This window comes from Streptosporangium sp. NPDC006013, from assembly GCF_040614275.1.
Lineage (GTDB): Bacteria > Actinomycetota > Actinomycetes > Streptosporangiales > Streptosporangiaceae > Streptosporangium.
This window is the reverse complement of the sequence record NZ_JBEXUE010000049.1, coordinates 21,080-33,897: the sequence shown is the minus strand read 5'-3', so window position 1 is coordinate 33,897 and position 12,818 is coordinate 21,080. Positions and strand designations below refer to the sequence as shown.

8 protein-coding genes are annotated in these 12,818 nt (G+C 66.4%); all 8 read left to right on the top strand.

Annotation, left to right across the window (positions count from 1 at the left end; all coding sequences use genetic code 11):
• The first annotated feature begins 133 nt into the window (after positions 1-133).
• The 8 genes from ABZ260_RS10805 (at position 134) to ABZ260_RS10770 (ending at position 12,562) form a co-directional block, all read left to right on the top strand.
• Complete coding sequence (locus ABZ260_RS10805; RefSeq protein ID WP_355615539.1) at positions 134-943, top strand: LppX_LprAFG lipoprotein; 810 nt, start codon at positions 134-136, stop codon at positions 941-943.
• Positions 944-1,263: 320 nt separating this feature from the next.
• Complete coding sequence (rplJ, locus tag ABZ260_RS10800) at positions 1,264-1,788, top strand: 50S ribosomal protein L10 (RefSeq protein ID WP_030923995.1); 525 nt, start codon at positions 1,264-1,266, stop codon at positions 1,786-1,788.
• Positions 1,789-1,870: 82 nt separating this feature from the next.
• Positions 1,871-2,260, top strand: coding sequence for a 50S ribosomal protein L7/L12 (rplL, locus tag ABZ260_RS10795; protein ID WP_030923997.1), 390 nt, complete (start codon positions 1,871-1,873; stop codon positions 2,258-2,260).
• A gap of 232 nt (positions 2,261-2,492) precedes the next feature.
• Complete coding sequence (locus ABZ260_RS10790) at positions 2,493-3,494, top strand: ABC transporter ATP-binding protein (protein WP_350953879.1); 1,002 nt, start codon at positions 2,493-2,495, stop codon at positions 3,492-3,494.
• A 203-nt stretch (positions 3,495-3,697) separates the two neighbouring features.
• Positions 3,698-4,216, top strand: coding sequence for a hypothetical protein (locus ABZ260_RS10785; RefSeq protein ID WP_355615537.1), 519 nt, complete (start codon positions 3,698-3,700; stop codon positions 4,214-4,216).
• A complete protein-coding gene (locus ABZ260_RS10780; RefSeq protein ID WP_355567496.1) occupies positions 4,213-4,737 on the top strand; it encodes a hypothetical protein in 525 nt (174 codons plus the stop codon). Before ABZ260_RS10785 ends, ABZ260_RS10780 begins: the two co-directional genes overlap by 4 nt.
• 443 nt (positions 4,738-5,180) lie before the next feature.
• Positions 5,181-8,648, top strand: a complete 3,468-nt coding sequence (gene rpoB / locus ABZ260_RS10775; protein WP_355567499.1) for a DNA-directed RNA polymerase subunit beta — start codon at positions 5,181-5,183, stop codon at positions 8,646-8,648.
• Positions 8,649-8,674: 26 nt separating this feature from the next.
• Positions 8,675-12,562: a DNA-directed RNA polymerase subunit beta' gene (locus ABZ260_RS10770; RefSeq protein ID WP_355615535.1), complete on the top strand. Its 3,888-nt coding sequence runs from the start codon at positions 8,675-8,677 to the stop codon at positions 12,560-12,562.
• Positions 12,563-12,818 lie beyond the last annotated feature (256 nt).

The window sequence follows — 12,818 nt, the reverse complement described above, 5'->3', positions numbered from 1 at the left end:
GAATGGCCATTCGGTTGAGGCCCTTCTTCGTTCTTCCGAAGGACGCGCCCGGCTTTCCCGGCGCGTACTGTCGTAGTCAGGATCATCGGGGGAACGAAAGGGTGAAGACGAAATGCGCCGATTGGCTCCGGCAGTGGCACTGGGAGCGGCCGCGCTCGTCGCGGTCGCGGGATGCGGTGCGCAGGGCACCGGCTCCCTCGGAAACGTCAAACTGGCCGCGGCCGACGCGGTGCAGCAGAGTGCGCAGAAGGCCGAGGAGGTCACCTCCTACTCCGCGGACCTGGTTCTCGACGCGAGCGGCGGCGAGAAGGGCGCGAGCAAGATCCAGGGCAGCATGCTCTACCAGAGCAAGCCCCAGCTGGCGACGGACATCAAGCTCGACACGGTCACCTTCGGCGGCCAGAACGTGCCCGGCGGGGCGCGGGCCATCCTGTCGGGTGAGACGGTCTACGTGAAGTCCGAGCTCCTCAACAGGTTCGCAGGCACCACCAAGCCGTGGGTCAAGGTGTCGCTCAGCGAGCTCGACGCCAAGGGGCAGGCCGGGGTCAGGCAGTTCATGGACCAGGCCCAGCAGTTCGACCTGGCCGGCACCGTCAAGCTGCTGACCGCCTCGAAGGACGTCAAGGCGGTCGGCACCGAAACGGTCGGCGGGGTCGACACCACCCACTACAGCGGTACCTTCCCGGTGGCCGAGGCCGCACAGCTGCTCGACCCGGCCAAGCGCGAGAAGCTCCAGGAGGAGTTCTCGCAGGTCAAGAACGTGAAGTTCGACCTCTGGGCCGATGCGCAGAGCCTGCCCCGCAAGGTCACGCTCGGTGGCTCGGAGCGGGGTGTGACGTTCGGCCTGACGGCGTTCTTCAAGGGCTTCAACGAGCCCGTCGAGATCACCGCGCCGCCCGCCGACCAGGTGGGCGACCTGCCCGAGCACCGCGGCGGAAACTGAGGTTCTCCCGAGATTCGCGCCCCTCGCCCGCACGGGCGGGGGGCGCGAGCCTTTTCCCGTCGACGGGGGCGGGACCGGTTTCCAGGACTGATTTGGCATTCGTGGACGGCAGGGCGTACGCTGTCAACGCCGAAGACCGCCGGTCGTCGTCGGGCCGCATGGCCTGATGACCCAAGGAGCCACGTCAGTGGACGGCCCGCGTAGGTGTGATGTGAGTTTTCATCTGGATTAATCTCCTTATGTGAGCCCCGTGCGCCTGCGCCGGGGCTTGTCTGTTTTTCATGGGCCCTTACCCCGGCGGCACATCTGGAAGGAGGCCCATGGCGAAGGCAGAAAAGGCAACGGCTGTCGCTGAGCTGAAGAGCAGCTTCGACGGCTCCAATGCTGCCGTTCTGACCGAATACCGCGGTCTCACCGTCGCCCAGCTCAAGCAGCTGCGCGTTTCTCTCGGTGAGAATGCGAAGTTCGCCGTGGTGAAGAACACGCTGACCAAGATCGCGGCCACTGAGGCCGGGTTCAACCAGCTCAACGACCTGCTCGCGGGTCCGTCGGCGATCGCGTTCGTCAACGGCGACGTGGTCGAGGCTGCCAAGAGTCTGCGTGACTTCGCCAAGGCCAATCCCCTCCTGGTCATCAAGGGCGGTGTCGTCGACGGCAGGTCGATGACGCCGGACGAGATCACCAAGCTTGCCGACCTCGAGTCGCGTGAGGTTCTCCTCGCGAAGCTGGCCGGTGCGATGAAGGCGAAGCAGGGCCACGCGGCCGCCGTCTTCAACGCGCTGCCCACCAACATGGCTCAGCTGGCCGAGGCACTGCGCGCCAAGCGCGAAGGCGCCGGCGAGTAGGTCCGCGCAGGCGGTCACAGGGGATTAACGCAACCGCGGTCCCAACTTTCCCTAATAGTCAGATCCGTATGGAGGAACCATCATGGCGAAGCTCAGCACCGACGAGCTGCTCGACGCTTTCAAGGAGATGACTCTTCTTGAGCTGTCCGACTTCGTGAAGCTCTTCGAGGAGACCTTCGACGTCAAGGCCGCCGCTCCGGTCGCCGTCGCCGCCGCTGCCGCCCCCGGTGCGGCCGCTGCCGAAGAGGTCGAGGAGCAGGACGAGTTCGACGTCGTCCTCGAGGCCGCCGGCGACAAGAAGATCCAGGTCATCAAGGAGATCCGCGCCCTGACGAGCCTGGGCCTCAAGGAGGCCAAGGACCTCGTTGACGGCGCTCCCAAGTCCGTCTTCGACGGCAAGGTCAACAAGGAGCAGGCCGAGAAGGCCAAGGCCGCCCTTGAGGGTGCCGGCGCGACGGTCACCGTCAAGTAGTTCGTCTTACCGGAAAGAGCGGGTCCACCTGGTGCCGGTGGCCCGCTCTTTTTGTGTTCGCTCTGTTGGACACGATGTCTTATAACCACGGCATAACGATCGACGGAAGCTATTGGACCCTCTTCCAATTCGGGCGATCGCGGCTACGGTTGATGCAGTCGCAGGTTCTGCCGGCGGAGTCTCCGGCACGCCGCGGGACGGGCACGTCCCGCGGGCTCCTGAAAGGCGGCACGTGGGCGTCGAAGTCGTGGTAGAGGGTCTGACCAAGTCGTTTGGGAAGCAGGTCATCTGGGAGGACGTCACGCTGACGCTTCCCGCCGGTGAGATCTCCGTGCTGCTCGGTCCGTCCGGTACGGGCAAATCCGTTTTCCTGAAGACCCTGGTGGGCCTGCTGAGGCCCGAACGCGGCCACATCTGGATCGACGGGCACGACCTCGCCAACTGCAGTGAGAACAAGCTCTACGAGCTCAGGCGGCTGTTCGGCGTGCTGTTCCAGGACGGGGCGCTGTTCGGCTCGCTCAACCTCTACGACAACGTCGCCTTCCCGCTGCGCGAGCACACCAGGAAGAGCGAGACCGAGATCCGCCGCATCGTGATGGAGAAGATGGAGCTCGTCGGGCTGGCCGGCGCCGAAGGCAAGCTTCCCGGCGAGATCTCCGGCGGCATGCGCAAGCGTGCGGGCCTGGCCAGGGCACTGGTCCTCGACCCCGAGATCATCCTGTTCGACGAGCCCGATTCGGGCCTCGACCCGGTTCGCACGACCTATCTCAACCAGCTGATCGTCGATCTCAACGCGGAGATCGAGGCGACCTTCCTCATCGTCACCCACGACATCAACACCGCCCGTACGGTGCCCGACAGCATCGGTCTGCTGTTCCGGCGTGAGCTGATCATGTTCGGGCCGAGGGAGATGCTGCTCTCCAGCGACGAGCCGGTGGTCAGGCAGTTCCTCAACGCCCGCAGGCACGGCCCGATCGGCATGTCCGAGGAGAAGGACGTCTCCGAGCTGGAGGCCGAGGCCCAGATGGGGCACGACCCCGGCGGGCTGCCGCCGATCCCGCCGCAACTGATGCCGAGCGAGAGCCGGATCCGCCGCACGCAGCGCCCGCCGGGTTCGTGGCTGGCCGCCAACGGGGTCATCCCGCCGCCCAACTCGTTCGTGGACGAGAGGGGCCGGAACTGGCTGGAGGAGTATCCCCGGCTGGTCACGGCGCACGTCCACGGCGCACGTTGACCGCGGGCGGGTAGCGGGCGTCCCGCCGTTCACCGCACGAAGCGAAACGCTGGGCGAAACGGCCCGAAGCAGGTGAGCAAAGGCTGGTATGCGGATCTGCGCGGCGGGTTATGATCCGGCGATCGGGGAGCATGCCGTCCCGGTGGCGGGAAAGCCGCGCTCACCGGCTCGCGTTCCACGGACCGTGCGATGGGAGAGAACGCATGGCAGTGCACGCCGCTCGCCCCCGCCGCCCCCGTCGCACGCTCAGGATCGCAGCACCGGTGCTCGGAGTGCTGATCGCGATGCTGCTCGTCGCCGCGCTCTGGATCGGCTCCGACCTGCGTGACGCCCAGGCGGCGGCGGACGACAGACAGGCGGCGACACGGGCGGCGGGAGCGCACGCGGTGCATCTGCTCTCCGTCGGATACCGGAGCGTCGACGCCGACATCCAGCGAATCCTCGACGGCTCCACAGGTGAGGCCAGGGCCGAGTACGTCAGAACCGCCGCGGAGCGCAGGGAGGGCACGATCAAGGACAAGATCCTCCGTGCGGGCGCGCTACGCGCCCTGGGGCTGGTCTCGTTGACCGGGGACACGGCCCAGGTGATGGTGGTGGGCGATGAGGTGATCCGGTGGGACGGGAGTAAGAACGCTCCACGGGAGCAGTTCCACCGGTGGAACATGGAAGTGACCAAGGTCGGGGGAGCCTGGCTCGTGTCCAAGGCGGAGCTGGTGCCGTGACGCGCGCCTCCCGGTTGGCGGTCGGACTCATGGTCGTCGTGGCGCTCGCGCTCGCGGCGGTGGTCTGGATCATGTTCACAGATCTCAGCAGGCTGCGCGCGGACGAGAGGGCCGGACAGGAGGCGCTCGCCACGGCCCGGTCGGTCGCCTCCGACATGCTGTCCTACGACTATCGTACGATCGAACAGGATTTCGCAAGGGCGGGCGGTTACACGACCGGGGCGCTCAGCCTGCACTACCGGCAGCTGACCAGGGGCATGGCCGCGCAGGCCAGGGAGCAGAGAGCCGTGCAGCAGGCGACGGTGATCGGGGCGGGCGTGGAGTCGGTGGAGTCCGGCGACTCCGGCCGGGTCCAGGTGCTGCTGTTCATGAACATGAGCACCGTGAAGACCCCTCAGGGGGAGAAGGAACCGCGCCGCCAGGTCAGCCAGAACCGGGCCAGGTTCATCATGGTCAAGAAGGACTCCCGCTGGTTCGTCGCCGAGCTCTCCACACTGCTCGGAGATCCTCCGTCACCATGATCGGCGCGTCGCTTCATTCAATTGTTAGTAAAATCTTGGTTTGGGGTGGGTCCGCGGTTGGGTACACCTGCCATGGCAGCGTCGATCATCAGTCGAACCATCGGCTGGCGTTCGAACCGCCGGGTGACTCAGCGTCAGCCACACCAGGTCGGAGATCGTGTTGGATCCTGTGGTGTGCGCAGGTCACCCGGTGGGAAAACTCCCAGGGTCTCGGCTATTTCCCTGCCGAAATGTCAGCTCCCGGGCTTGACGTTTCGGCTCTGACGGGCGATGCTGCGACCAACGTGGAGCTTGCAGTGAGACTGAGGTGGACAGGTGTGTGCCGTTCGGCTACACTGCCCCTTTGCGCTGCCCTTTGACGACCCGCTTCTTTTGGTGCTCTGATGCATGGTCGTCTGGCGTGCGTGTAGTCAGTCCGCCGCGAGCCCTCGGAAGGACATCTGTTGGCAGCCTCGCGCAACGCCTTCGCCGTACCCGCCGGTCCCCGTCGTGTGTCTTTCGCACGAATTCAGGAGCCGCTCGAAGTTCCTGATCTTCTCGCTCTTCAGACCGAGTCCTTCGACTGGTTGCTCGGCAACGAGAAGTGGAAGGGGCGGGTCGAGGCGGCTCGCCAGGCCGGGCGCAAGGACGTTCCGGCCCAGTCGGGCCTCGAAGAGATCTTTGAGGAGATCAGTCCCATCGAGGACTTCTCCGGAACCATGTCCCTGTCGTTCCGGGACCACCGGTTCGAGCCGCCCAAGTACTCAGTCGATGAGTGCAAAGACAAGGACATGACCTACTCCGCCCCGATGTTCGTCACGGCGGAGTTCATCAATAACACCACTGGTGAGATCAAGAGCCAGACCGTGTTCATGGGCGACTTCCCGCTCATGACCGGCAAGGGCACATTCATCATCAACGGCACCGAGCGTGTCGTCGTCTCCCAGCTGGTCCGGTCCCCGGGTGTCTACTTCGACCGCAGCGTCGACAAGACCTCGGACAAGGACCTCTACGGATGCAAGGTGATTCCCTCCCGGGGCGCCTGGCTAGAGTTCGAGATCGACAAGCGGGACAGCGTCGGTGTCCGCATCGACCGCAAGCGCAAGCAGGCCGTCACCGTCCTGCTCAAGGCGCTCGGCTGGACCAGCGAGCAGATCCTTGAGCGTTTCGGGCAGTACGAGTCCATGCGGGCGACCCTGGAGAAGGACCACACGGCCGGCCAGGACGACGCCCTGCTCGACATCTACCGCAAGCTGCGCCCGGGCGAGCCGCCGACCAAGGAGTCGGCGCAGACGCTGCTGGAGAACCTGTACTTCAACTCCAAGCGCTATGACCTCGCCAAGGTCGGCCGCTACAAGATCAACAAGAAGCTCGGGGTCGACAGCGAGATCACCCAGGGCACGCTCACCGAGGACGACATCGTCGCCACCATCGAGTACATCGTCCGGCTGCACGCCGGCGAGGTGTCGATGCCCGGCGCCAACGGTGAGATCGTCGTCGAGACCGACGACATCGACCACTTCGGCAACCGCCGGCTCCGTACGGTGGGCGAGCTCATCCAGAACCAGGTCCGCCTGGGGCTGGCCCGCATGGAGCGCGTCGTCCGTGAGCGGATGACGACCCAGGACGTCGAGGCGATCACGCCGCAGACCCTGATCAACATCCGCCCGGTCGTGGCGTCGATCAAGGAGTTCTTCGGCACCTCCCAGCTGTCGCAGTTCATGGACCAGACCAACCCCCTCGCCGGCCTGACGCACAAGCGTCGTCTGTCCGCGCTGGGCCCCGGTGGTCTCTCCCGTGAGCGGGCCGGCTTCGAGGTCCGGGACGTTCACCCCTCGCACTACGGCCGGATGTGCCCGATCGAGACGCCGGAAGGACCGAACATCGGTCTGATCGGCTCGCTGGCCTCCTTCGGCCGGGTCAACTCCTTCGGTTTCGTCGAGACCCCGTACCGCAAGGTCGTCGAAGGCCGGGTCACCGACCAGGTCGAGTACCTGACCGCGGACGAGGAGGACCGGCACGTCATCGCCCAGGCGAACACGCCGATCGGCCCCGACGGAACGTTCCTCGAGTCGCGGGTGCTCGTCCGCAGGAAGGGCGGGGAGTTCGAGTCCCTGCGCGCCAACGAGGTCGACTACATGGACGTCTCGGCACGCCAGATGGTGTCCGTGGCGACCGCGATGATCCCGTTCCTGGAGCACGACGACGCCAACCGCGCGCTCATGGGCTCCAACATGCAGCGCCAGTCGGTGCCGCTGCTCAAGAGCGAGGCGCCGCTGGTCGGCACCGGCATGGAGTACCGTGCCGCGACCGACGCCGGCGACGTCATCACCGCCGAGAAGGCGGGCGTGGTCGAGGAGGTCTCCGCCGACTACGTCACGGTGATGAACGACGACGGCACCCGTACGACCTACCGCGTCGCCAAGTTCAAGCGCTCCAACCAGGGCACCTGCTTCAACCAGAAGCCGATCGTCGCGGAAGGCGACCGGATCGAGGTGAACCAGGTCGTCGCGGACGGTCCCTGCACCGACAACGGCGAGATGGCCCTGGGCAAGAACCTCCTCGTGGCGTTCATGCCGTGGGAGGGTCACAACTACGAGGACGCGATCATCCTCTCCCAGCGCCTGGTGCAGGACGACGTCCTGTCCTCGATCCACATCGAGGAGCACGAGGTCGACGCCCGCGACACCAAGCTGGGCCCCGAGGAGATCACCAGGGACATCCCGAACGTCTCCGAGGAGGTCCTGGCCGACCTCGACGAGCGCGGCATCATCCGCATCGGCGCCGAGGTCGTCCCCGGCGACATCCTCGTCGGCAAGGTCACACCCAAGGGTGAGACCGAGCTGACCCCCGAGGAGCGCCTGCTCCGCGCGATCTTCGGTGAGAAGGCCCGCGAGGTCCGTGACACCTCCCTGAAGGTGCCGCACGGCGAGCAGGGCAAGGTCATCGGCGTTCGCGTGTTCAGCCGCGAGGAGGGCGACGAGCTCCCCCCCGGCGTCAACGAGCTGGTCCGCGTCTACGTGGCCCAGAAGCGTAAGATCACCGACGGTGACAAGCTGGCCGGCCGTCACGGCAACAAGGGTGTCATCTCCAAGATCCTTCCGGTCGAGGACATGCCGTTCCTTGAGGACGGCACGGCGGTCGACATCATCCTCAACCCGCTGGGCGTGCCCGGCCGAATGAACGTCGGCCAGGTCCTGGAGACCCACCTGGGATGGATCGCGGCCAGAGGCTGGGACATCTCGGGCATCGAGGAGGCATGGGCCGAGCGGCTGCGCGACAAGGGCTTCGCAGAGGTCGACCCGCGCACCAACATGGCCACGCCGGTGTTCGACGGTGCCAACGAGGAAGAGATCATCGGCCTGCTCGACAACACCCTGGTCAACAGGGACGGCGGGCGCATGGTCGGCGCGAACGGAAAGGCCCAGCTGTTCGACGGCCGTTCCGGCGAGCCGTTCCCGCACCCGATCTCCGTCGGCTACATCTACATCCTGAAGCTGCTCCACCTGGTCGACGACAAGATCCACGCTCGTTCGACCGGCCCGTACTCCATGATCACCCAGCAGCCGCTCGGTGGTAAGGCCCAGTTCGGTGGCCAGCGTTTCGGTGAGATGGAGGTCTGGGCTCTGGAGGCGTACGGCGCCGCCTACGCGCTCCAGGAACTGCTCACCATCAAGTCCGACGACGTCCTCGGCCGGGTGAAGGTCTACGAGGCGATCGTCAAGGGCGAGAACATCCCCGAGCCGGGCATCCCGGAGTCGTTCAAGGTCCTCATCAAGGAAATGCAGTCGCTGTGCCTGAACGTCGAGGTGCTCTCCAGCGACGGCATGTCCATCGAGATGCGCGACACCGACGAAGACGTCTTCCGCGCCGCGGAAGAACTCGGCATCGACCTGTCCCGGCGTGAGCCGAGCAGCGTCGAAGAGGTCTGATCTAGAAGCTGAGGAGGGGATTACAAGTGCTCGACGTCAACTTCTTCGACGAGCTTCGGATCGGCCTCGCGACCGCCGACGACATCCGCCAGTGGTCGCACGGTGAGGTGAAGAAGCCCGAAACCATCAACTACCGGACGCTCAAGCCCGAGAAGGACGGACTCTTCTGCGAGAAGATCTTCGGTCCGACCCGCGACTGGGAGTGCTACTGCGGTAAGTACAAGCGCGTCCGCTTCAAGGGCATCATCTGTGAGCGCTGTGGCGTCGAGGTGACCCGCGCCAAGGTGCGTCGTGAGCGGATGGGCCACATCGAGCTGGCCGCGCCCGTCACGCACATCTGGTACTTCAAGGGTGTCCCGTCCCGTCTGGGATACCTGCTCGACCTGGCCCCGAAGGACCTCGAGAAGGTCATCTACTTCGCGGCCTACATGATCACGCACGTCGACAAGGAAATGCGCGAGCGTGACCTGCCGTCGCTGGAGGCGAAGATCTCCGTCGAGCGGCAGCACGTCGAGCAGCGCCGTGACGCCGACATCGAGGCTCGCCAGCGCAAGCTGGAGACCGACCTGGCCGAGCTTGAGGCCGCCGGCGCCAAGGGCGACCAGCGCCGCAAGGTGCGTGAGGGCGCCGAGCGTGAGATGCGGCAGCTGCGTGACCGGGCCCAGCGCGAGCTGGACCGGCTGGACGAGGTCTGGAGCCGCTTCAAGAACCTCAAGGTCCAGGACCTTGAGGGCGACGAGCTGCTCTACCGCGAGATGCGCGACCGCTTCGGCCGTTACTTCCGCGGTGGCATGGGCGCCCAGGCCATCCAGGAGCGTCTGACCAACTTCGACCTCGCCCTTGAGGCCGAGAACCTGCGCGAGACGATCCGCAGCGGCAAGGGCCAGAAGAAGGCCCGCGCGCTCAAGCGTCTCAAGGTCGTGTCGGCGTTCCTGAACACCCGCAACTCGCCCAACGGGATGGTCCTCGACTGCATCCCGGTCATCCCGCCGGACCTGCGCCCCATGGTGCAGCTCGACGGTGGCCGGTTCGCCACCTCGGACCTGAACGACCTGTACCGCCGTGTGATCAACCGGAACAACCGCCTCAAGCGGCTTCTCGACCTCGGTGCCCCCGAGATCATCGTGAACAACGAGAAGCGGATGCTCCAGGAGGCCGTCGACGCGCTGTTCGACAACGGCCGCCGTGGCCGCCCGGTCACCGGTCCGGGCAACCGCCCCCTGAAGTCCCTCAGCGACATGCTGAAGGGCAAGCAGGGCCGGTTCCGCCAGAACCTGCTGGGCAAGCGAGTCGACTACTCCGGCCGTTCGGTCATCGTCGTCGGCCCGCAGCTGAAGCTGCACCAGTGCGGTCTGCCCAAGCAGATGGCGCTGGAGCTCTTCAAGCCGTTCGTGATGAAGCGCCTGGTCGACCTGAACCACGCGCAGAACATCAAGTCGGCCAAGCGGATGGTCGAGCGTGCTCGCCCGGTCGTGTGGGACGTCCTCGAAGAGGTCATCACCGAGCACCCCGTGCTGCTCAACCGCGCGCCGACCCTGCACCGCCTGGGCATCCAGGCCTTCGAGCCGCAGCTGGTCGAGGGCAAGGCCATCCAGATCCACCCGCTCGTCTGCACCGCGTTCAACGCGGACTTCGACGGTGACCAGATGGCCGTGCACCTGCCGCTGTCCGCCGAGGCGCAGGCCGAGGCCCGCATCCTGATGCTGTCGACGAACAACATCCTGAAGCCGGCCGACGGCAAGCCCGTGACCATGCCCACCCAGGACATGATCATCGGTCTCTACTCGCTGACCACGCTCAAGGACGAGGACGAGAACGGCGTCGGCCGGGGACGGGTCTTCGGCTCGGTGTCGGAGGCGCTGATGGCCTTCGACCGCCGGGAGCTCGACATCCAGTCGCAGATCCAGATCCGGATGCGGGGAGACGTCCCGCCGCCCCGCGGCTGGGCGGGCCCCGAGGGCTGGGAGGCCGGTGACAGCTACCGCCTGGAGACCACTCTGGGCCGGTGCCTGTTCAACCAGACCCTGCCGGCGAACTACCCGTACGTGAACTCGCAGGTCGGCAAGAAGCAGCTGTCGGTCATCGTCAACGAGCTCGCCGAGAAGTACCCCAAGGTCGAGGTCGCGGCCGCGCTCGACGCCCTCAAGGACGCCGGTTTCTACTGGGCGACCAGGGCCGGTGTGACGATCTCCATCGAGGACGTCATCGCGCCGCCGAACAAGTCCGAGATCATGGAGACGTACGAGCGCAGGGCCGACAAGGTCCAGCGCGAGTACGAGCGTGGTCTGATCACGGACGAGGAGCGTCGTCAGGAGCTCATTGAGATCTGGACGCACGCGACCAGCGACGTGACCGACGACATGCAGAAGGCGTTCCCGAAGACCAACCCGGTCTGGATGATGGTCCAGTCGGGCGCCCGAGGAAACCTGATGCAGGTCCGGCAGATCTCCGGCATCCGTGGTCTGGTGTCCAACACCAAGGGTGAGACGATCCCGCGCCCGATCAAGGCCTCGTTCCGCGAGGGTCTGTCGGTGCTGGAGTACTTCATCTCCACCCACGGCCAGCGGAAGGGTCTGGCGGACACCGCGCTGCGGACCGCCGACTCGGGGTACCTGACCCGTCGTCTGGTGGACGTCGCGCAGGACGTCATCGTCCGCGAGATCGACTGCGGCACCGACCGCGCCGTCCCGCTGCACGTCGCCGACCGCGACGCTCAGGGCAACCTGGTCAAGGCGGAGAACGCCGAGAGCAACGTGCACGGCCGCATCCTCGCCGAGGACGTGGAGGTGGACGGCAAGATCATCGCGCCGGTGGGCGTCGACATCAACGACATCCACGTCACCGCCCTGGTCGAGGCCGGAGTGGAGACCGTCAGGACCCGCAGCGCCCTCGTCTGCGAGGCCAAGATCGGTGTCTGCGCCACCTGCTACGGCCGCTCGCTCGCGACCGGCAAGCTCGTGGACGTCGGCGAGGCGGTCGGCATCATCGCCGCCCAGTCGATCGGTGAGCCCGGCACCCAGCTGACGATGCGGACCTTCCACACCGGTGGTGTGGCGGGCGCCGACATCACCCACGGTCTGCCCCGTGTCCAGGAGCTTTTCGAGGCGCGCGTCCCCAAGGGCGTCGCCCCGATCAGCGAGGCCGAGGGCCGGGTCCGCGTCGACGAGACCGACAAGACCCGGAAGATCGTGATCGTCCCGGACGACGGTTCCGAGGAGGTCGCCTACCCGGTGTCGATGCGGTCGCGCATGCTGGTCTCCGACGGGCAGCGGGTCAAGGTCGGCCAGCAGCTGATCGCCGGTGCCGTCAACCCCAACGAGGTGCTGCGCATCCTCGGCCCCCGGGCCGTGCAGCTGCACCTCGTGGCGGAGGTCCAGCAGGTCTACCGCTCGCAGGGTGTGTCGATCCACGACAAGCACATCGAGATCATCGTGCGGCAGATGCTCAAGCGCGTGAACGTGCTGGAGTCCGGCGACGCCGACATGCTGCCCGGTGAGCTCGTCGAGCGGCCGCGCTTCGAGCGGATCAACCGCGAGTGCGTGGCGGAGGGCGGCACGCCGGCCTCCGGGCGTCCGGTGCTGATGGGTATCACCAAGGCCTCGCTCGCCACCGAGTCCTGGCTGTCCGCGGCGTCCTTCCAGGAGACGACCCGAGTGCTCACCGACGCGGCGATCCACGCCAAGTCGGACTCGCTGCTCGGCCTCAAGGAGAACGTCATCATCGGAAAGCTCATCCCGGCCGGTACCGGCATGCCGCAGTACCGCAACATCCGGGTCGAGCCCACCGAGGAGGCCAAGGCCGCGATGTACACGGTCGGCGGCTACGACGGCTCCGCGGCGGACTACACCTTCGGTTCGGGCTCCGGTGAGGCCGTGCCGCTGGAGGAGTACGACTTCGGTCAGTACAACCGCTAAGTGATCGCAGGCGGCGCCCGGTCCCCGGCAGGGGGCCGGGCGCCGCTGTCTTTCCACCGTGTTCACGTCCGTGACGGGTGGGTGTGGCCCTTTCTTGACCGGAATGTTGCGGCGAAAGCCGTACGTTAATGGGGAGAACGGCCGGAGAAGTGCTCTGCGACGGGTAAACTCAACGTGGACCCAGAAGCGGTCGGTCGGTAACCGGTCGTGGGAGTCATGACACGAATGCGGGCGCCCGCAGCGGCGCCCTGCGGGC

What these genes read in the sequence shown, in the direction of transcription:
- rplL (WP_030923997.1), top strand. Translation starts at nt 1,871, where the DNA reads ATGGCGAAGCTCAGCACCGACGAGCTGCTCGACGCTTTCAAGGAGATG.
- ABZ260_RS10785 (WP_355615537.1), top strand. Translation starts at nt 3,698, where the DNA reads ATGGCAGTGCACGCCGCTCGCCCCCGCCGCCCCCGTCGCACGCTCAGG.
- rplJ (WP_030923995.1), top strand. Translation starts at nt 1,264, where the DNA reads ATGGCGAAGGCAGAAAAGGCAACGGCTGTCGCTGAGCTGAAGAGCAGC.